Origin of the sequence: Sinorhizobium terangae (genome assembly GCF_009601505.1) — a bacterium.
Taxonomy (GTDB): Bacteria; Pseudomonadota; Alphaproteobacteria; order Rhizobiales; family Rhizobiaceae; genus Sinorhizobium; species Sinorhizobium terangae.
The window spans coordinates 301,364-320,991 of the sequence record NZ_WITC01000036.1 but is presented as its reverse complement, the minus strand read 5'-3'; the positions used below and the strand labels follow the sequence as shown (position 1 = coordinate 320,991).

The 19,628-nt window shown below is 58.9% G+C and carries 17 protein-coding genes; 7 read left to right on the top strand and 10 right to left on the bottom strand.

What is annotated here, in order from left to right; all coding sequences use genetic code 11:
- Positions 1 to 85: 85 nt before the first annotated feature.
- The gene (locus GHK62_RS09945) at positions 86 to 2,377 is read right to left on the bottom strand and encodes a methyl-accepting chemotaxis protein (RefSeq protein ID WP_153438548.1); all 2,292 of its coding nucleotides are present in this window, start codon (positions 2,375 to 2,377) and stop codon (positions 86 to 88) included.
- Positions 2,378 to 2,707: 330 nt separating this feature from the next.
- Between GHK62_RS09945 and GHK62_RS09940 the strand changes: the two genes are divergently transcribed.
- A complete protein-coding gene (locus GHK62_RS09940) occupies positions 2,708 to 2,920 on the top strand; it encodes a hypothetical protein (protein WP_184108424.1) in 213 nt (70 codons plus the stop codon).
- Here GHK62_RS09940 and GHK62_RS09935 read toward each other — a convergent pair.
- The gene (locus GHK62_RS09935; protein ID WP_153438545.1) at positions 2,889 to 3,095 is read right to left on the bottom strand and encodes a hypothetical protein; all 207 of its coding nucleotides are present in this window, start codon (positions 3,093 to 3,095) and stop codon (positions 2,889 to 2,891) included. The genes GHK62_RS09940 and GHK62_RS09935 overlap by 32 nt on opposite strands.
- Positions 3,096 to 3,290: 195 nt before the next feature.
- Entirely contained in the window at positions 3,291 to 3,773 is a 483-nt protein-coding gene (locus tag GHK62_RS09930) for a DUF2380 domain-containing protein (RefSeq protein WP_167528203.1), read from the bottom strand.
- 246 nt (positions 3,774 to 4,019) lie between these two features.
- Here GHK62_RS09930 and GHK62_RS09925 point away from each other — a divergent pair, with 246 nt between their 5' ends.
- From GHK62_RS09925 to GHK62_RS09905, 5 genes are all read left to right on the top strand, one after another.
- On the top strand, positions 4,020 to 5,642 hold the full coding sequence (locus GHK62_RS09925; protein WP_153438915.1) for an ABC-F family ATP-binding cassette domain-containing protein: 1,623 nt from the start codon (positions 4,020 to 4,022) through the stop codon (positions 5,640 to 5,642).
- An 815-nt stretch (positions 5,643 to 6,457) separates the two neighbouring features.
- Complete coding sequence (locus tag GHK62_RS09920) at positions 6,458 to 7,318, top strand: helix-turn-helix transcriptional regulator (protein WP_153438543.1); 861 nt, start codon at positions 6,458 to 6,460, stop codon at positions 7,316 to 7,318.
- Between the two features lie 511 nt (positions 7,319 to 7,829).
- A complete protein-coding gene (locus GHK62_RS09915; protein ID WP_153438541.1) occupies positions 7,830 to 8,195 on the top strand; it encodes a hypothetical protein in 366 nt (121 codons plus the stop codon).
- A gap of 597 nt (positions 8,196 to 8,792) precedes the next feature.
- Positions 8,793 to 9,167 (top strand): hypothetical protein, encoded by a 375-nt coding sequence (locus tag GHK62_RS09910; RefSeq protein ID WP_153438539.1) that lies wholly within the window; start codon positions 8,793 to 8,795, stop codon positions 9,165 to 9,167.
- Positions 9,164 to 9,775 carry a hypothetical protein gene (locus tag GHK62_RS09905; protein WP_184108425.1) on the top strand — a complete coding sequence of 204 codons (612 nt, stop codon included), beginning with the start codon at positions 9,164 to 9,166 and terminating at the stop codon, positions 9,773 to 9,775. The genes GHK62_RS09910 and GHK62_RS09905 overlap by 4 nt, the downstream gene beginning before the upstream one ends.
- Before the next feature lie 60 nt (positions 9,776 to 9,835).
- Here GHK62_RS09905 and GHK62_RS09900 read toward each other — a convergent pair whose 3' ends face one another.
- Positions 9,836 to 10,483 carry a hypothetical protein gene (locus GHK62_RS09900; RefSeq protein WP_153438537.1) on the bottom strand — a complete coding sequence of 216 codons (648 nt, stop codon included), beginning with the start codon at positions 10,481 to 10,483 and terminating at the stop codon, positions 9,836 to 9,838.
- A 196-nt stretch (positions 10,484 to 10,679) separates the two neighbouring features.
- On the opposite strand from GHK62_RS09900, the gene GHK62_RS09895 reads away from it, so the two are divergent.
- The gene (locus GHK62_RS09895) at positions 10,680 to 11,306 is read left to right on the top strand and encodes a recombinase family protein (RefSeq protein ID WP_153438535.1); all 627 of its coding nucleotides are present in this window, start codon (positions 10,680 to 10,682) and stop codon (positions 11,304 to 11,306) included.
- 240 nt (positions 11,307 to 11,546) lie between these two features.
- Here the strand turns inward: GHK62_RS09895 and GHK62_RS09890 are convergent, their stop codons facing one another.
- From GHK62_RS09890 to GHK62_RS09865, 6 genes are all read right to left on the bottom strand, one after another.
- Positions 11,547 to 12,101, bottom strand: coding sequence for a hypothetical protein (locus tag GHK62_RS09890; protein ID WP_153438533.1), 555 nt, complete (start codon positions 12,099 to 12,101; stop codon positions 11,547 to 11,549).
- 618 nt (positions 12,102 to 12,719) lie between these two features.
- Entirely contained in the window at positions 12,720 to 15,911 is a 3,192-nt protein-coding gene (locus GHK62_RS09885) for a type I restriction endonuclease subunit R (protein ID WP_153438532.1), read from the bottom strand.
- The gene (locus GHK62_RS09880; RefSeq protein WP_153438530.1) at positions 15,911 to 16,339 is read right to left on the bottom strand and encodes a hypothetical protein; all 429 of its coding nucleotides are present in this window, start codon (positions 16,337 to 16,339) and stop codon (positions 15,911 to 15,913) included. Before GHK62_RS09880 ends, GHK62_RS09885 begins: the two co-directional genes overlap by 1 nt.
- A complete protein-coding gene (locus tag GHK62_RS09875; RefSeq protein ID WP_153438528.1) occupies positions 16,336 to 16,728 on the bottom strand; it encodes a hypothetical protein in 393 nt (130 codons plus the stop codon). Before GHK62_RS09875 ends, GHK62_RS09880 begins: the two co-directional genes overlap by 4 nt.
- Positions 16,725 to 18,047, bottom strand: coding sequence for a restriction endonuclease subunit S (locus GHK62_RS09870; RefSeq protein WP_153438526.1), 1,323 nt, complete (start codon positions 18,045 to 18,047; stop codon positions 16,725 to 16,727). The genes GHK62_RS09875 and GHK62_RS09870 overlap by 4 nt, the downstream gene beginning before the upstream one ends.
- Positions 18,047 to 19,597, bottom strand: coding sequence for a class I SAM-dependent DNA methyltransferase (locus GHK62_RS09865; protein WP_184108427.1), 1,551 nt, complete (start codon positions 19,595 to 19,597; stop codon positions 18,047 to 18,049). Before GHK62_RS09865 ends, GHK62_RS09870 begins: the two co-directional genes overlap by 1 nt.
- Between the last annotated feature and the right edge of the window lie 31 nt (positions 19,598 to 19,628).

Here is a 19,628-nt window from a genome sequence, read left to right as displayed (position 1 = left end):
AGAAGGGATTGCGATTGTCCATCATCGCATTATCAGATTTAGCAATAGAATCTTAAGCTTGCGTTAAGGTCGCCGTGGCCGGCGATCACGCGCGCCGGCGCACAAATTCGGCATCGGTGTCGGTCACGTAGCCAATCTCGGCGGGCTGGTCGAGGGCTATGCGGAACTGCGAGACGAGCTCCGAGAGGCCGGACGCCTCGTTCGAAAGACGATGCGTCATCGCCGTGCTTTCTTCGACCATCGCGTTGTTTTGCTGCGTCATCCGGTCGAGCGCGCGCACGGTTTCGTTGACGTGCTGGAGGCCGCTCACCTGGGCGCGCGCATCGGCGGCGATCTCCGAGATCTGGTCGTTGATAGCGTGGATTTGTCCGGAGATCCGGCTGAGTGCGTCGCCTGCCGCCCTCACGAGCGATACGCCATTCGCCACCTCGTCTGCAGACGCGGTGATGATGGTCTTGATTTCACGCGCCGCGACGGCGGATTTCTGGGCAAGCTCCCGCACTTCGTGTGCGACAACCGCGAACCCCTTGCCCGCCTCGCCGGCGCGTGCGGCTTCGACCCCGGCATTCAGCGCCAAAAGATTGGTCTGGAAGGCTATGTCGTTGATCGTGCCGATGATCTGCGAAATCGAATGCGAGGCGGATTCGATCCTGCCCATGGCATCAACCGCATCGCTGACGACATCGCTTGACTTGTCGGAACTCTCTTTCGCAGCGGCTGCAATCTCAGTGGCGGAGGTGGCATGTTCGGCGGTGCGCCGTACGGTAAGCGTGATGGTGCCCAGCGCCGCCGCCGCTTGCTCCAGCGACAGCGCCTGATGCTCCGTGCGCTTTGCAAGCTGGTCTACTGCATCTCGCATTTCACCGGCGTCGCCGTGAATGTGGGCGATTCTCGTCTTCACATCGCGGAGTGTGAGCGCGAGCCGGTCGAGAGACATGTTGTAGTCCAGGCGCAGGCGATCGAGTCCTTCGACGAACGGTTGGTCGATGCATGTGGTCAGGTCGCCGTGCGAAAGTCGTTCGAGCCCTGTCGCCAGTTCATCGACCGCTTCGCCGATGTGACGGGCCTCCTCTATCCGCGCGACGTCGCGTGCCCGTCGCTCGTCCTCGATCGATGCCCGCGTGTCTTCCGCCTCCTTCTCGAGGCGAACCCGGTCGATCGCCGCATCGCGGAAGACGACGACGGAGCGGGCCATGTCGCCGATTTCGTCCTTGCGCGTCTGGCCCGCGCAGGCGATCGCCGTATCGCCGCCGGCGAGCCGATCCATATCCTTCACCAGAGCCGATATCGGATCCGTCAGGCGGCGTGAGTACCAGATTGCAGTGACGATCGCGGCAATCAGGACCATGAGTGCCGACAGCAATGTCCAGTTGCGCAGCGCCGTCACAGCCGCGAAGGCCTCGCGCGAAGTCATGACGGCGGCGACAGTCCAGCGGGTGCCGAAGGCATCGAGGGTGGTCGCCGCCATCTGCGCTTCTTCACCGCGGAAATCCGGAAGCGCGCTGCTGGCGATCGCCTCGCTTTGGGTGACCGCTGCCGGTCGGTCCACCCGCGTACGCAGCATGTCGTTTTCGCTCGTCCTGGCACTGTCCGTCAGGAAGAAGCCGTTCTGGTCGATGAGGATCGTCTCACCCGTTTCGCCGAGTCCGGTCGTGTTGCCGACGATTTGGCCGATCATTGCGTCGGGCATTTCGAGCACGAGCGTACCGATCTTGCCGTCGAGCGACGCGATCGGAATGGCAATGAAGGCCGACGGTCTTTCGCCAAGCGGGCCGTAGCTCTCGTAGGAGGCGAAGGCAAGGCTGTTCTTGTCGGTACCTTCGGCGGTCGCCTCAAAGATGCGGCCAAGGCCAGTGCCCTTCCACGGTGCCCGCAACAGATTGACGGCGAAATCGCCTTTCTTGTTCAACGTGTAGACGACGTCGCCATTGAGATTGACGAGCAGAACATCCTTGTAACCGTGCGCCTCGGCAAACCGCCGGAAGAACGGATGGTAGCGGCCGTGCAGGTCGTCATACTTGTCCTTTCCGGCAGAGCTGAGCAGTGCCCGCTTGTCCTCGGCATTGGGGTTCTCCGTCGCGTAGCGCCGCGCAAGTTCGCCTGCGGCATCGCTGCCGATCCCGGCCATCGCACTGCTGAGGTCGCTCAATGCCTTCGCGACCGTTTTTTGCTCCTGCAGATTGCGCAGGTCATTTTCGATCGTCGTCAGGTAATGGCGCAATTCGTTGCGTCGGGCATCCGCCAGGGCTTCGAGTTTCTCGACCACCGCTTGAGAGGACATTCTGCCGCTGACGGTGAGGCTGGCAAGGCTGGTAGCGGCGATGGAAAGAACGGCCAGACCCGCCGCTGCGAGCGGGAGCTTCACGGATAAACGCATGACAACACCGAAATTTTGGAAAAAAATCAAATGCCGAGAGGCAGGTCATGGCGCATCATGCGCCTGGCGGGGTTTCCGCCCGCGGAGTTATACGGATTTGTTTTAAGGTTTGATGACGGGCGTCGTTCATGACGCAAATAGCAATAGCGGCGCACCCTTTTCACATCTTCAAAGGTGCGCCGCGCGGCACGTGCGAAGGACGAAACGGCGCTGAAAGGGATGCCAATGGTATGACTTATTGGGGTACCTCAATATTTTCTTGAATTTGCCCCAGAATGCCCCATGATGCCATTGATGAATGCATTGAGGTACACACCTTGGGAGGGGTTCGTGCGTCAAGCCTATTCGCCGGATGATGTCGATATCATGCGCGGCGCACTGGATGTCTGGTGCGCTCTGCACAACGTCGGAAGGGATGGTGTGGAAGCCAATGAGGCCGCCCGCCGCATCCTGGATCTGATGGGCAGGAAGAAATTCACCTGCGACCAGCTTCTGGCACAGCTCGCCGATTTCAGGCCGGCCCCTCGTCATCGGGTTTCCTGATCAGGCCGGAAACGGTGTCCCTCAGTTTCAACAGTGGCAAATATTCGTTCGCCAGATGAATATCGAGGTGCGCCAGCGGTTCGCCGTTCAGCTCCGCGGCCTGCCCGGTTTCCTTGTCGATCACCGTCCAGGAGCCGTCCGATTCCTCTTTCAGGTCGTATCTCTGCGCTTCCATAAGCAGAAGCTTAAGCGACGCGCGGAGCGTTTGGTAGCGATTTCTGCTGTTGGACGATCACATGCCTGGGTAGGACGTGGCTGGTTGGACCATGTGGTCGGCTGCCGAGCCCGCTGCCTGTTACTCGTCTGGAGAAGCAGTCCGCCTGACATCTTCGGCAGGACTGTGTTGCCTACTGCAAAATCCTGTTTGTCATCAGCCATTTCGCCGAGCGGGCCAAGCGTGGTTCGCGCCCATGCGAAGATTGGTACACCCCGTCGAAACCGGCTTTCCGGTTTCAGCGTCAAGGATGCGAATGAACATCGTGTGCTCTGTTCGGTTCACGCGCGTTACGACTCCCAGCAAGGCAAGGGACGCCCCGTGCGCTTTGGCAATAGAAGCCTCACAGCCCCCACAGTTTCGCAGTCCGTGCGGTGCAGCCGCCTGTTCATCCCCCGCCGGCACATCGATTACCGAAAAACGCCCGGACTTTGAGAGCATATCCCTCGCGACCTGCGCCGACTCGGACAGATACCGCCTGTCGTAGTCATCGGCCGAGATTATTCCTGCCCCAGCACTCTTGTCCTCCAATTCGAAAGGAAAGACCTCGATTGACACCGGCTTTGTCTGCTGAGCCTGCGCAAATGGGCAGGTGCCGGCAAGCAGCGCTGCGAGGACAGTCAAGGTGCGAATGCGCATGGGGAAGCCCTCCCGTGAAAGGGGCCGCCATTGTACACGGCCCGACCACGCAAATCACGATTGCCGCAGAAGAGCTTCGACGCTTTGGCCACCGGGTCGAGACTTACAGCGCTATGCGCATCTGAACGATGGCAGCCTCTTCGACCGAGGCGGCCAGCGTCGATGGCAAAGGATGCGGGTTCGCGTGACAGCGGCACCACGCCGTGGCATAGGGGGGCGCACAACCCCACCCAGGTCGTTTTCCCCATGATCCGTATCGATAATATCAGCAAGTCCAACAGTCACCGCATCCTCTATATCGAAGCCTCGGCGGCGTTGAACCGTGGCGAGAAGATTGGTCTCGTCGGCCCGAACGGGGCGGGAAAGACGACGCTCTTTCGGATGATCACCGGCGAGGAACTGCCCGACGAGGGACAGGTCTCGGTCGAGAAGGGCATGACGATCGGCTATTTCGATCAGGACGTCGGCGAGATGGGCGGACGGTCGGCCGTCGCCGAGGTGATGGAAGGGGCAGGACCGGTCAGCGCCGTGGCGGCGGAACTGCGCGAGCTCGAGGCGGCGATGTCGGATCCGGACCGCCTGGATGAAATGGATGCGATCATCGAACGCTATGGCGAGGTGCAGGCGCGCTACGAGGAACTCGATGGCTACGCCCTGGAAGGGCGTGCCCGCGAGGTTCTGGCGGGACTGAACTTCAGCCAGGAGATGATGGACGGCGATGTCGCGAAGCTTTCGGGCGGCTGGAAGATGCGCGTGGCGCTCGCCCGCATCCTGCTGATGCGTCCGGACATCATGTTGCTCGACGAACCGAGCAACCACCTCGATCTCGAAAGCCTGATCTGGCTGGAAGATTTCCTGAAAGGCTATGACGGCGCCCTGCTGATGACGTCGCACGATCGCGAGTTCATGAACCGGATCGTCACCAAGATCATCGAGATCGATGCGGGTGCGCTGACGACCTATTCTGGCGATTATGGCTTCTACGAGGAGCAGCGGGCGCTGAACGAGCGGCAACAGCAGGCCCAGTTCGAACGCCAGCAGGCCATGCTCGCCAAGGAAATCAAGTTCATCGAACGCTTCAAGGCCCGCGCCTCGCATGCTTCGCAGGTTCAGAGCCGGGTGAAGAAGCTTGAAAAAATCGACCGCGTCGAGCCTCCGCGCCGGCGCCAGACGGTCGCGTTCGAATTCCTGCCAGCTCCGCGCTCCGGCGAAGACGTCGTCAACCTCAAGAATGTCCACAAGGCCTATGGCAGCCGGACGATTTATGACGGCCTCGACTTCATGGTGCGCCGGCGCGAACGCTGGTGCATCATGGGTGTCAACGGCGCCGGAAAATCGACGCTGCTGAAGCTCGTCACCGGCACGACCGCGCCGGACAAGGGCAGCGTGTTGCTCGGCGCCAGCGTCAAGCTCGGCTATTTCGCCCAGCACTCCATGGACCTGCTCGACGGCGACAGCACCATTCTGCAATGGCTGGAGGAACGCTTTCCCAAGGCCGGACAGGCGCCGCTCCGGGCGCTGGCCGGCTGTTTCGGCTTTTCCGGCGATGACGTCGAGAAGCGGTGCCGGGTGCTCTCCGGCGGCGAGAAGGCGCGGCTGGTGATGGCCGCAATGCTGTTCGACCCGCCGAACTTCCTCGTCCTCGACGAGCCGACCAACCACCTCGATCTCGATACGAAGGAGATGCTGATCAAGGCACTCTCGGCTTATGAGGGCACCATGCTGTTCGTCTCGCACGACCGCCGCTTCCTGTCGGCACTCTCCAACCGGGTGCTGGAGCTGACGCCGGACGGGATCCATCAATATGGCGGTGGTTACATCGAATACGTGGAGCGCACCGGACAGGAAGCGCCGGGCCTGCGCGGGTGATGGGCGGCGCTTCCGCGATGTGCACCCGAGGCTGATGGACGCCTGCGTAAACGTCGTGAGCGGCGCCATTGTTTATAGCGGAAGAAACCCGCACTTGTCGGTGCGAAGCGCCTGCGTTGTTGAGTGCAAGGAATCCAGCGATTTCAAGGGGATAGGCTGGTGCTGCTAGAGAGATTTGAAGTTTCTCAGATCGACCATTATTCACTATGAAATCAGCCAGTTACGCCGATTGATCTCATGGGGAATGTACCATCTTGCTGTACCAGTTTCAATGGGGGGCTGCCGTGCGCAGGTGCCTAAGGCTTCTGTTTTCAACCGTCCTCCGGCGTCGCCTCGTGTACTGCAGAAACACTCCTTTTGCCGTCATGGGCTAACATAGCCGCAGACATGACCACGACGCGAACTCGGGGAGCGGTCGACTGCTCGACTGAAGGAGATCGTGTCGACATCAAACCCCAGCTATCGAAAGTAGCGTGTTCTTGTCCGGCGGGGACCGAGGGCACAGTCGCCTGCAATCATGGGCAGAGTTGCGGCAAATTGACAGCCGATGGACGAGACCTAGGGGAAATTCTGATCTCGGAGGGTCTCGCAGTGCCGTTGGTATGTGGCACGACGAGTTGTCCTCCGACACCGCGCTTTGGTGCACTGTGTGATGGCGGTTCGTAGCTCCCGAAGCATACAGCGAGCGTTCGGAAAAAGCCGTGGTAAAAACGCCTCCAAGAACTCCGGGGTAACACGTTCTGTGTGTTCAAAACGCGATTGACGTGTTCGAAGGAAACATGTAAGCCGTGTTTCAGAACACGGGAGATGTGTCCATGAATAAGCTCAAAGAACTTCGCACGCGATACGGATTGAAGCAGAAGGATGTCGCTGAGCGACTGAACACCACGCAGCAGACGGTGGCTAGGTGGGAGACCGGACTGTCGTCGATCCCGGTCGCGCAGCTCAAGGACCTTGCAATCATGTTCGGGTGCAGCGTCGACGAACTCTTGGGAGTGGAACTTCATCCACGGCAGCGAGACGCGGCCGGTTTCGCGCGCGATAAGCAGGGGACGCCATTTGGCACCTTTAAGATCACGTTCGCTCATGGCGATCTGGAATACCCGATTGACGAGCCGGAGGCAGAAAGGGTGCTTCGTCACTTCCGCCCCACGATCGATCTAGAGGCACCGGCAGGATGGGTTGAGATTGGCGCGCTGAACAACCGGCTTATCTTCCTTAACCCAAGCCATCTCATCGAGTTCGAGTTGATCTCCGACGACACAGAGGTGATGCCCTTCTTCTCTTCGCCGGAAGTCTATCAGTCGTTGACCAAGAGCATCCCGGTGAGCCAGTTGGGCCACCTAGCAGCAGCCGAACGCATCGAAGTAATCCGCCGCATCACCGCAAGCGCACCGGACGCGGAGTCAGCTTCCGAGGACGAAGAGAAGATAATCGAAGAGATGAATTGTGTTCGGGTCATCTATGCCGACGGCCGAGCGTCGACCCACTACCTCTCAAACGATACTGCCTCCGAGTTGTTTATCTTGAGTTCAAATCTCGGCGGCATAGGACCTAATGCATTTCTGCGCGTTTACGAAGATGGCCCCGACTGTCGAGTTATCAATCTGAGCAAAGTGGCTGTGATCGAAGTTCCGCTTGAGGCCTATCTACAGTGTCTCGACGACGATGCCTGAAGTCGAACCCCATCGCCGACAATTACCCCACGCATAGAGATAGAGAATTGAGATTGCCACCTGCACAAGGATAAGAATGGGCGCTCGATTACCCCGTTCATACGCATAGATGGCGCTGAGACAGCCCTCTTGCTGACCCTCGGTCAGCCCCACCGCACCGCCGCTTCATGGCAACCCGACAGTCGGGAGTGCGGCTGATGAGCAATTCATCGCATCCCTGGTCCTTGGTCCTGCTTGCGGTCTCCTCGTTCCTCTCGGTTCGGGGAGATCGCTTTGGCACCACGTCAGGCCCCGTTGAGCGATCCTCGGTGGCTTTGTCGTTGGAATGCCATTTCCCGTTCCGGGGTATCGACCGTGGAGAGGCACTTGGGGGGTGGCCGGTATCATTGGCCATTTGGAGGCGAACGCCCGTCTACGATGCCGCGCAAGGTTTCGGGTGATTACCCCCACCATATGCATATCGCACCAACCGCCCCTTCGCGGGCCAAAGGGACTAGCCATGACAACGACCATGACCACCATCCTTTCTCTGAACCCCGTCTACACGGAAATTGACCAGCGCGGGCAAGACGTCAAACTTGTTCTTGTCAACGCTGATGAGATCATCGACACCATCGTTTCCCCCGGTCACCCAAAGGCTGCCAGTCTGTGGGATGACTTCACTGGTATGACCAATGACCTTCTTGGTTGGAACCCCACCATGACCCCGGAACAGGCCAAGCTATATGCGCTAGTCGGTTTGATCGAGAAAGCGTACGGCATCGAGAACGGTGTTCCCGCTGATGAGACAGAGGCCATCAACGAGGACGAGGGAGACGCATTCCTCGAAAAGGCGTTTGAAATCGCCAAGAAGCGTCTGACCAATTCCAAACGCTAACCACCTCTTGCCATGACCCTCCTGCTCCCGTGACAGATGTTGCGGGGGCGGTCCCGAACATCGACCGCCAAGGCAACATCCGATAGCAAGCGGGAAGGCATAGAGTAGCTGTATGGTTGTGACGTGCAGAACCGCAACCTTTAATTACCCCCTCCATATGGATAGGTGGATTAAGGTGGAGAGAGGTTGAACTGATGAAATCAGGGTTTATCTCTGGTTTCATTAGGTCATTGATGATGATGGAAATCCTGTCTCAACAACAGATCTCCTTAACGACCCACTCAGGTCACCTTAACGACACCCGATAGACCGACGAGAGGACCACCCTCGTCAGTCCTTGTCCATGCCCCGGTCTTCGTCTCCACCCGCATAGTCGCTCCATCGACCCCGATCTCGGGAGGGCGGATGCTGGTCATCATGGACCGGCAAACTCTCTTCGTTGCGTTCTTGTCGTTCAGGCCCCCCCTGCGTCTCGCGGCTGGCTTGTGCCAGTGGTGAGTCGTGGGGTTATTTCGTCAGCACGACCAGCAACGAGGAGACATCTCAACGACAAAGCAACGCAACACCCAAGCCCGCACGACGGACAGAGAGTAACCTATGCACGCAACAGATAAATCGCCCCTGCGGGTTTTCATCGAGCCTGTGAAGATGACCAGCAAGGGCCAAGGCTATTCGGTCTCCTTCAATGGCGAGATCATCATCACCAACACCCGCAATCCCGCTGCCGACGCTTGCCGGCATCTGGTTGTTCTCGGGCACCGGGGACGAATGGAGATGTGGGACCGTGAGCGCGCTTATCCCCGAATGACCTTCCCCGACATCGAACGAGCGGCCCGTCTGACGGTTGCCGAGAACGAGCATCACGGTCCCCGTATCGTCCGCTTCAAGGAAATGGATCAAGAAAGGCGGCAGCGGCTGAAAACGACCTACACGCGATCATCGACACCTGGTCGGCAGTCGGTGGCAGCATGATCTATGTCGAGGAGATACTGGACCGGAAGACCGGCGAACTGGTGTCGGTCGACAAGGGCGATTGGATCACAATCACCGAACTTGGGACGCTCTTCGGCCTCGGTCGGAGGCAGACCACCGCCGTCCTTCGGCAGATGAACTTCCTGCAAGTCGAGGGTGGTGGCCGGAACAGCCGTCACCGGATTGCCGATTGGGCCGTTCAGCGAGGCTGGGGCAAGCGTCTTCATCGCAAGACCGACAAGTTCCCCTTCGACGTGATCGGACCTAGTGCCGTCCAATGGATCAAGGAACGGTGGAAGGATGCTGTTGCCACCATTGAACGGGAGACCTTCGCCGGACCAGTTCTCGATGCAAAGTCTGCCCTCGCTTATTTCCAAGCTGCGCATGGTCGCAAGGAAATGTCTGTCCAGATGATGGTCTGCTGGCTGGCGGACTTCTTCCCCGAACTCACCCAACAACAGATGGCTGGAGTTCTGGATGTCTCCCAGCAGTTGGTCAGCCGGTTCCTCTCCATTCGGTCTGCGCAGTTGAAGCGGGCCAAGGCCCTGAAGGGGAGCCCCCTTGATGGTCCAGCGTTTGAAGCGTCATGTTGTACTTATGTCGCCTAGGCCTATACGCAAGCGTACAACACGCTGGAAAATGACCGACCGTGAACGCGCATCCACGGTCTATAGGCGGAATGTTTGCTGTAAAAATTTCTGAGCCCAGATCAGATATACGGAGATCGGGGTTCCCCCCCGGTACCCCGGGGACGCCATGCATGGGAGGCCAGCGATCAAAAGTCGACGGACCAGACTTGCACTCCGTCCCTCTCGAACTGCGGTAGGCGGAGGTTGCCAGGAAAGCGTGGTGACATAAAGAACACGTACCGATGGGCCTCGGGACGGTTCGTCAACTTCGATAAGTCGCTGGCAATGGTTGTTACGTGGTGTCACGGCAGCAAACGTTTCTGCGCCAACCAAGCCTTCCACCTCGCTCATGATGTCCAAGGGCTGTGAGGCATGCGCGCCGGGAGCGAGGTGGTAGCCGCCAGCTTCGGGGTGCAGGGCAAACAGTTGCCTTGCGGCCAGCAGGGCGGTTGCATACGTCCACGTCTGATTGACCTGTTCGATGATATTGAGCGGGTGGTGTCCGATCGGGTGATAGCCAACTGCCTCGAACTTCAGGCGTCGCAAGAATTCGAGCGGCTCACCAGTAAAGGCGTTAATCCACTGCCGAACCTGCGTTGCAGACGCGGTGACACGAGCAAGCAAGAGATCGACATCCTCCGGCGAGCTTACCTTTATCGAGCCTTCCAAATACGCGCTGGCGTCCATTTGATGAGCCACGTCTGATGAAGCAGCCTAAGGGACATCACAGCCCATAGATCACGTCAACCATGCAAGCTGCGGCTGGTTCGATTTCGGTACACGTCGGAGGAACCACTCGAGACTTGGTTCGATAAGTGCCTATTGACAATCTAAAACGAACCAAAGATAAGTGAACCACCCTAAACGAACCAAGGTGGCTTCAATGCATGTCCGCGCTTACCTTCGTGCCAGCACAAAAGACCAAGATGCCAACCGTGCCAGAGACGACCTATTCAGGTTCGCTGAGGAGCGTGGGCTGAAGATCGCTGCCAGCTACGTGGAGAACGAAAGCGGGGCTTCTCTAAAGCGCCCCGAGCTGTTCCGTCTTCTGAACGACTGCCACCCCGGCGATGTCCTCCTCGTTGAGCAGGTAGACCGCCTCAGCCGCTTGAACGCTGACGATTGGGAGCGCCTTAAGACCGAGATACAGAGCCGCAGGGTGAAGGTGGTTGCACTCGACCTGCCAACCTCTTGGATGATGGCCACGGCTGGCAAGGATGATATTCAGAGCCGCATGCTCGATGCCATCAACGGGATGATGCTGGACATGCTGGCAGCCATTGCCCGCAAAGACTACGAGGACCGCAGAAGGCGGCAGGCGCAGGGCATCGTTACGGCTAAGGCCCGAGGAGCTTATAAGGGCCGCCCTGAAGATGAGGAGCGCAACGCTGGCATCGTCAAGATGCTTGAGAGCGGCCTGAGCTGGAACACCATCGTTGCTGCCACGGGCTGCTCACGGTCTACCTTAGCTCGACTGGCGAAACGTGTCTCGGGTCAGACCGCGTCCTAATTCTCGGGCGTGCGTTTCTCTTACCCTGATTATGTTTGTTTTCGGCTACGGACAATCAACCACACCCCTCAAAGGAAACCTGGTGAACGCCACCATTACCCCGCAGCCCAAGCGCAAGGACTGAGCACCTAAAGACCCCAACTGTCCCCAGAATGCGGCTAAGAGGGCTGCATATCATCGCAAGATGGCCCGCCTGAAGGACAACCCAGAGGCTTGCCAGGAACACGAACGAAACAGGCGTTAGGTCGTTGCTGCAGGGGTGGCAGTTAATGGAGCGGTCGGTTGAACCTTGAAATCAGTCGAACCTATCTCATTTGCCCGTTCCACCAGAGCATCGTACTTCTCGGTAGAGATGCCTTGATGCCCCGCCTCGCGAAGACGTCTCATCGTCTTGTGGGGATTTAGGACGACTGCATGGGAATACTTACCAGCGGAACCGCCTTTGATGCGAATGAACCCAAGCTCAACGAGAAGATCGATACGATCTTGCCATTGGCGAACGGCCCGCTGACCAGAGTAGCCGGAGTGCGTCGCAAGTGACCCTGCAGCGCCAAGGGAAACATACATTTCCGCCCGAGCGCGGCACCACAGCTCGAAATAGGTGTTGCCTGCGGGTGTTCCTTTCGTGAGGTCGTCGATCATTTTGATGATGATCGGCATAGTTCGAGGAACCGGGGTGTACCCCTCTTCACTGTGGGAGTCCCACAAGAGGGTCTTATCCAGGTCGGGCCACAAAGAGTCGCGGAGTTCCTCCGTTTTTTTCCCGGCTTTAGATTTCTTTCTGATCGGCGCCATTTCATTTCCCTTTTGCTTTGAAAGATTAGTGGCCGAAGTTTGGACCCCCGGCCTGGCAGTGAGATCGACGTGGGCTTGCATCCACGTTGGCCCTAAGAAGACGGAGTACTTGGCTGAGGTGTGGACCCTCGACCTCTCCGCCTTCTTTTGGATACGCGGGCTTGCATCCGCGCCGTGTTGCCTACATCAGCGACACAGCCGTAAAATGGTAGAAAAATACAATAAATTCAAGTGTTTAGATAGACAAGGCCATTGTATAGCCGCGAAATCCCTCTCGGGAGCTTATGGTCGGAGTTGGTTTATATACGCCAACAGCTTTGTGTGAGTAGGATTGGCGAGGATTTTTTTAAAGAGGAAAAACAAGCCGATAGGAGGCGATTTCCAGTATCGCGTGATCGCGTAATCTGGCTGATCGGGTGATCGGGTGATCGGGTGTAGAAAATTTCCCAGACCTCCCCTCTCCTTTGACCAGTCAGTGCTCTTCGCGAAACACCGCGCAGCCAGCCGTCACCGATAAGCCACGTCAAGGCGGGGAAATTACAGAACGAAGAATTGCCTCGTCGGCATGAACCCCATCAGGGGTTGGCCCCGCCGTTAAGGCGGTTCGAAGCGCGAACCTCATTGGAAAGCAATCTCCTTCAACAACACCTCCGCCTGAGCCAGCACGGTCTGAACCGCCTCCTGCTCCAGATCGGGCGGATAGCCAAACTTCTTCAGGATGCGCTTCACGAGAACACGCATCTTGGCGCGAGCGCTCGCCTTGTGCTGCCAGTCGACGGTCGCTGATCTGAGCATCTGCTCGACAAGTTCATGGGCGATCACTCGGAGTTGTTCGCTCCCCATGGCCTGGACGGCGCTATCATTGGCCGCAAGCGCGTCATAGAAGGCGATCTCCTCCTCCGAGAGGCCAAGTTCTTCACCTCTCGCCGCCGCTGCTTGCATCTCCTTGGCCAGCGCGATCAGTTCCTGGATCATCTCGACTGTGGAGATCGCGTTGGCATGGTAGCGAGCCACGGCCTCTTCCAGCCGCGCGGAGAATGCCTTGGACTGGACCACATTGGATTTTGAGCGGCTCTTGATCTCGCCGTTCAGCAGCTTCTTCAGCGCCTCCAGCGCGAGGTTCTTCTTCTCCATGCGCTGGACGTCTGCGAGGAACTCATCCGATAGGACAGAGATGTCAGGCGACTGTAGCCCGGCAGCTTTGAGGATGTCGACGATCTCGGCATTGGCGACAGCCTGATTGAGAAGTTGCTCGACGGCAAGCGACTTGGCCTTGTCCGACATCTTGCCGGTGGCGGTCGTCTTCACGAGCGCGGCACGCACCGCCTGGAAGAAGCCGACCTCATCGCGGATTTCCGCTGCGGCATCGCTTGCAGAAGCCAAGGCGTAGGCCTTGCTCAGTTCCAGCACTGCGTCCTGATAGCGGCGGTGCGCCTTCTTCTTGGCTTCGACACCCTCGACCTTGGCCGCCTCCTTCTCTTGCCACTTCAGTATCCAGTCGATGCCATCAGCCAACGCCTTCAAGCGCTGTTGCGGGGCGCCCACAATGCCGAGGCTGTAGTCGTGACCGTTGAACATCGCACGCACGATCTCGTACTTCTCCAGAAGAACGGCAACCGCTGCCTCTTCATCGATCCCCGTCTTGTCGCGATCGGACTGGGAGTACTGCGCCAATGCCTTCTTCAGGTTCTGGGCGATCCCGATGTAGTCGACTATCAGCCCGCCCGGCTTATCCTTGAAGACGCGGTTGACGCGGGCAATCGCCTGCATGAGGCCGTGGCCGTGCATGGGCTTGTCGACGTACATGGTGTGCATGCAGGGCGCATCGAAGCCGGTTAGCCACATGTCGCGCACGATCACCAGTTTCAGTGGATCGTCGAGCTTGCGTGCACGCTTGGCGAGATCGTCGCGCCGCTTCTTGATGCCGATGTGTGGCTGCCATTCAAGCGGGTCGGAAGCCGAGCCAGTCATCACGATCTTGATCGCCCCCTTGTCGTCGTCGTCCGAATGCCACTCGGGGCGAAGTGCAACGATCTCGTTATAGAGGTCGACGCAGATGCGGCGGCTCATGCAGACCGCCATCGCCTTGCCGTCCATGCCCTCGATGCGATGCTCAAGGTGCGCAACAAGATCGGCTGCGATCTGTGACAGGCGCTTCTCTGAACCAACCAGACGCTCGACTGTCGTCCACTTGGCCTTCTGTTTTTCTTGCTCGCTCAACGTCTCGTCTTCGAGCATGGCCTCGATCTCGGCATCGATCTTCGGCTTCTCGTCCTCGTTCAGTTCGATGCGGGCCAGCCGGCTCTCGTAGTAGATCGGAACGGTCGCCTTATCCTCAACCGCCCGGCTGATGTCGTAGATGTCGATGTACTCGCCGAAGATCGCGGGCGTGTTGACGTCCTCCGCTTCGATCGGCGTTCCGGTGAAGCCGATGAAGGAAGCGTTCGGCAGAGCCTCGCGGATGTAGTGGGCGTATCCATAGCGCCGCCTGCCGGTTTCCTTGTCCAACTTGGCGTCAAATCCGTACTGGCTTCGGTGCGCCTCGTCCGCCATGACGATCACGTTGCGCCGGTCCGTCAGCATCGGGAACCGCTCCTCGCCCGCCTCGGGTGTGAACTTCTGAACGGTGGTGAAGATCACCCCGCCCGAAGCCCGGTTGAGCAGGCGTCGCAGATCGTCCCGGCTGTTGGCCTGCTCGGGCGTCTGACGGATAAGATCGCGGCAAAGGTTGAATGTGCCGAAGAGCTGGTCATCGAGGTCGTTGCGGTCGGTCAGCACGATCAGCGTCGGGTTTTCCAGGTCCCGAGAACGAACGATCAGCCCGCCGAGGAACGCCATCAGAAAGCTCTTGCCGGAGCCCTGCGTATGCCAGATCACGCCGATCTTGCGGTTGCCATCCGGCTTCGCTGCCTCGATGGCGCTCGCAATCGCCTTCCGGGCACCGTGGAACTGGTGATAGCCCCCAATGATCTTGAACGGTCCCGCCCCCTGGTCACCGAACACGATGAAGTCGCGAATGAGGGCGAGGAACCGTTCCTTGTCGAACACGCCCCGCAGCAGCGTATCCATTTCGTAAGGGCCGTGCGGCGTGAAGTCGCCAGCCGCGCCCGTCACCGAGCGCCAAGGCATGAAGCGCTCCTCGTCCGCCGTCAGGGAACCGATGCGGGCCAGCATACCATCGGAGGCAACAAGCACGGCATTGGTGCGGAAGAGCGAGGGCACCTGAGCCTTATAGGTCTGAAGCTGCTGGAAGGCATGGTCGATCGTCGCCGCCTCGCTGCCTGCGTTCTTCAGTTCGATGATACCGAGTGGCAGGCCGTTGACGAAGACCATCACGTCCGGACGGCGGGTAAACTTGCCCTCGACGACAGTGAACTGGTTGGTCACAAGCCAGTCGTTGTTCTCCGGGTTGTCGAAGTCGATCAGCCAAACCTTGTCGCCCTTCACCTCGCCATCGCCGATGCCGAACTCGACATCGACACCCTCGGTGATCAGCTTGTGGATGCGCCTGTTTTCCTCCACCAGCGACGGCGTTTCAGTCACCAGCAACTGATGGATGGCCTGCTCGCGGGCATCTGCCGGGATCATCGGGTTCAGCCGTTCGGCAGCAGCCCTTAGCCGCGCTAGCAGCAGCACATCACCGTAGGCTTCTCGGGCGGGTGCGCTGCCGTCAGGAGAGATCACTGCAGCGAGCTCGTAGCTGTAGCCCAGTTCCCTGAAGGTACCAATCACGGCCTCTTCGACAAGGCCCTCGTTGAAGCCACTCGTACTGTGTTCAGAAACTGGCTGCGTGTAGAGGATGTCATTCATCACCAGACCTCGAATCGTTCAAGGTTGCGCTCACCGGCTCGCTGCAGCAGCGCTGCTCGAAACTCTTCCTTGATCACACCGACATCGCGAGAAGCTGTTCTCAAGTCGCCCACATCTGGGAGTGCGGCCAGCCAAAGGGCATCGAACTCTGCAGCAGTCAGTCGCTTGACTTCTTTTTGGAGGAGGGCATCCAACATGCCGCCCCAAGGATCGTCATCAAAGTGCGGACCATTTTGCGCATCGTGGCAAAGCTCGTCCCAAAGGCTCTTGTGGTCGTAGTCACCACCAAAGACGCCGGAAGCTTGTCGACGCTGGAGGACGTGGATAATGCGGCCCGCCGCACGCTGATTGTATTCCGCGGCAAGACGAAACAGGGCGGATCGAGCCGCATCGGCCAGATCGTAGCGGGCGCTGGAGGTATCCATCATCTCCCCTCGCCCTTCACTGCGTTAAGGATGTGGTCCAAGTCTCCAACTGTCCTCGGCACGAAACGCCACGCGTCTCCGCGATGCAGTCGATCCATTGTTTTCAGCGCGGAGTGGCGGCCATACTTGCCTGGCTCACTGTAGGTCTCATTGCCCGGCCGCTCCTCCCCGCCAAGCGCACGCGCCACGGAACCATCGATCGCCCTCGCCTCGCACCAGAGCTGCAGATTGCTGCCCTTTACGATGATCACGACCTCGATGCCACCGAGCGCAGCATTGGGCATGACATATCGGCGGGCGTGGACGTTCTGATGATTGGACCGATGGACCGAAGCCTCCTTGTCCAGTCTCGCAGTTGCCTGCCGTTTGATTAATTCTGCCTGTGTGGTCACTGCGCCGCCTCCAAGACCTCTTGAGCTTCTGGGAGACGAATTTCGCCGGACATGAGCTTAGGGAGAAGGAGATCGCGGGTCGCGGCGAGGATTACACTCTGCCGTGCATTGTTCTCGATCGTCCGATACAAAGGTGTGGCGATTTCCTCGAAGGCCGCTGCAACTCGTTCCGCCTCCAAAACGTCGGCTGTGGCCAAGGTCTTAGTCGTGATTGTATCGAACACCGACCCGTGCGCGGCCTGAACAAGGCTGTCGACCAGCGCTTTGAACATGTTGTTGAGGAGAAAGGGGCGCTTGCTACGACTGCTCAATGCGTAGCAGGTCTGGTTCATGGCCATTGTTTCGCCGAACATGCACAATCGACCAGTCGTCGCTCCTCGGGCGACCACGACGGTAGAGAATTGCGGTACCAGCTTAGTGCTGCTGTTTTGGAGGCCCGCTTCCGAGATCGTCCGCTCAGTGGCCAGCAAGTAGGTTTCCCCGCACTGACTGACATCCTTTGCGCTTGCCCAAGCAACGCCGCCGTCCCAATACTCCTCCCGATCCGTCTTCGGCGTCCCGCCCGAGATGAGTTGCGCCTCATCAAGCAGAGGTTTCCGGCCCCATCCCTCTGGCAGCCCGTTGCCCTCGAACCTTGCCGGGAAGCGTTCGGCGAGTTGCCGCGCCCGCTCGACATTGGCGACGAGGCCGCCCATGATCTCAACGGGATCGGATGCGCCCTCGATCTTGCGGCGCGTCGGGCCGAAGTCCACAAACCAGTCACGGAAGATCGCCTGCGCCATCGCCTCCAGGGCTTCGTTCATTTTCCGGTTGAGTTCGATCTTGTCGTCGAGAGAGCCGAGCATCTGGCCGATCGGCTTTTCGGCCACTCCAAGCCGAGGAATTCTTAGTGCCTCCAAAACCGGAATTCGCACGTTGCTTACGGTGGAGCCTGTTCCTTCGTTCCAGAAGATTTGATGCCGCACATAGGGCGAGCGAAGAGCGTAAAATAGATAACTCCCGTCTACGCTGCTCTTGGGGCGCAACAGCACTTGCCGTTGCCCGACACAGCACTCAAGCCCCTCTGGCACCATGCAGACTTCACCCATTGGCGCCTCGCGTGTGAAGATGATGTCACCGGCTCTGGGTTTTGCTCTCCTGATGCGCCGCTCAAAATCCTCACGATGCGTGTAACTCGGCTGGCTAAGGTCAAGTTTGCCGTCACGAATGTTTTGATTGCGAATGACAATGTAGCCGCTGTCAGTCCATTCAGGCGTGAAATGGGGGCAATCAACGATTAGCTCGCAAAGTTCGCGAAGCGTCCCAGTCGTTGCGGTCATTATTGCACCCCGCTGAGAGCAGCTTCAATCCGCTCTTCTAAAGCCCGTCCCTCAGCAAACTGCGCCAATAACGTATCCCTGAGCGCCTCAAACTTCTCGGCAAACGGCACACCATCGTCCTCAGCATCAGCCGCTCCGACGTAGCGCCCGGGTGTCAGAACGTGGCCATGCGAGCGCACATCCTCCAATGTCGCTGACTTGCAGAAGCCCGGCTCGTCTTGATAGTCCGCCCAGCCGTTCTGCGCCCGCGTCTCGGGCTTGGCCCGCCAACGGTGATAGGCGCCCGCGATCTTCTCGATGTCCTCATTCGTGAACTCACGACGCACACGGTCAACCATGAAACCAAGCTTTCGGGCATCGATGAACAGGATTTCGCCGCGCCGATCGCGATGGCCATTGGCGCTCTTATCGCGGGCCAGTATCCACAAGCAGGCGGGTATCTGCGTCGAGAAGAAGAGCTGCCCCGGCAGTGCCACCATGCAGTCAACCTGATCGGCCTCGATCATCGCCTTGCGAATATCGCCCTCGCCCGACTGCTGCGAGGACATCGAGCCGTTGGCGAGAACTACGCCGGCCGTGCCGCGAGGTGCAAGATGATGGATGATGTGCTGCAGCCAGCCGAAATTGGCATTGCCCTTAGGAGGTGTGCCGAACTTCCAGCGGGCATCGTCTGCCAGCCGATCACCGCCCCAGTCGGAAATATTGAAGGGCGGATTGGCGAGGATGAAATCGGCCTTCAGGTCCTGGAACTCGTCGCGGTGGAAGCTGCCCTCGTTGTTCCAGCGGATGTCGGCATCGATCCCCTGCACCGCGAGGTTCATCTTCGCGAGCCGCCATGTGGTATGGTTGATTTCTTGGCCATAGATGGCGATGTCGTTACGCCGTCCACCGTGCTCCTCGATGAACTTCTCCGACTGCACGAACATGCCGCCCGAGCCGCAGCAAGGGTCATAGACGCGGCCCCTGTAGGGTTCTAGTATCTCGACAAGAGTGCGCACTACCGAGCGAGGGGTGAAGAACTCGCCGCCGCGTTTGCCTTCCGAACTGGCAAAGCCCGAGAGGAAATATTCATAGACGCGACCCAACAGGTCTTTAGCCCTGTCGTTGCTGTCATGCATGCCGATGTTGGAGAAAAGGTCGATCAGCTCTCCGAGCATCGTTTTGTTCAGCGTCGGGCGGGCGTAGTTTTTCGGTAGCACGCCCTTCAGCCCCTCGTTTGAGGGCGCCTTTTCGATCGCCTCCATGGCCTCGTCGATCAGTTTGCCGATCTCCGGACGCTTGGCGTTCGCCTGTAGAAAACTCCAGCGTGCCTCCTTCGGCACCCAGAAGACGTTCTCGGCGAGATACTCTTCCGGGTCTTCGGCATCCGCGTATTCATCCGCTTCGAGCTTGGCATGTAGCCCGTCGAAGGCATCCGAGATGTACTTCAGGAAAATGAGGCCGAGCGCGACATGCTTGTATTCCGAGGGCTCCAGATTACCCCGAAGCTTGTCCGCTGCCTTAAAAAGCTCAGCCGTGAAGCTGAGGTCACCATTCAATTCTTTTGCCACGTATGCGCCCCCAAATCAGTGAGACGGACGA

Excerpts from the sequence above, each read along its gene's own strand:
- GHK62_RS09945 (WP_153438548.1), bottom strand. The coding sequence starts at position 2,377 with ATGCGTTTATCCGTGAAGCTCCCGCTCGCAGCGGCGGGTCTGGCCGTT.
- GHK62_RS09920 (WP_153438543.1), top strand. The coding sequence starts at position 6,458 with ATGAATAAGCTCAAAGAACTTCGCACGCGATACGGATTGAAGCAGAAG.
- GHK62_RS09890 (WP_153438533.1), bottom strand. The coding sequence starts at position 12,101 with ATGGCGCCGATCAGAAAGAAATCTAAAGCCGGGAAAAAAACGGAGGAA.
- GHK62_RS09910 (WP_153438539.1), top strand. The coding sequence starts at position 8,793 with ATGCACGCAACAGATAAATCGCCCCTGCGGGTTTTCATCGAGCCTGTG.
- GHK62_RS09870 (WP_153438526.1), bottom strand. The coding sequence starts at position 18,047 with ATGACCGCAACGACTGGGACGCTTCGCGAACTTTGCGAGCTAATCGTT.
- GHK62_RS09900 (WP_153438537.1), bottom strand. The coding sequence starts at position 10,483 with ATGGACGCCAGCGCGTATTTGGAAGGCTCGATAAAGGTAAGCTCGCCG.
- GHK62_RS09880 (WP_153438530.1), bottom strand. The coding sequence starts at position 16,339 with ATGATGGATACCTCCAGCGCCCGCTACGATCTGGCCGATGCGGCTCGA.
- GHK62_RS09895 (WP_153438535.1), top strand. The coding sequence starts at position 10,680 with ATGCATGTCCGCGCTTACCTTCGTGCCAGCACAAAAGACCAAGATGCC.
- GHK62_RS09925 (WP_153438915.1), top strand. The coding sequence starts at position 4,020 with ATGATCCGTATCGATAATATCAGCAAGTCCAACAGTCACCGCATCCTC.
- GHK62_RS09915 (WP_153438541.1), top strand. The coding sequence starts at position 7,830 with ATGACCACCATCCTTTCTCTGAACCCCGTCTACACGGAAATTGACCAG.
- GHK62_RS09885 (WP_153438532.1), bottom strand. The coding sequence starts at position 15,911 with ATGAATGACATCCTCTACACGCAGCCAGTTTCTGAACACAGTACGAGT.
- GHK62_RS09935 (WP_153438545.1), bottom strand. The coding sequence starts at position 3,095 with ATGGAAGCGCAGAGATACGACCTGAAAGAGGAATCGGACGGCTCCTGG.
- GHK62_RS09930 (WP_167528203.1), bottom strand. The coding sequence starts at position 3,773 with ATGCGCATTCGCACCTTGACTGTCCTCGCAGCGCTGCTTGCCGGCACC.
- GHK62_RS09905 (WP_184108425.1), top strand. The coding sequence starts at position 9,164 with ATGATCTATGTCGAGGAGATACTGGACCGGAAGACCGGCGAACTGGTG.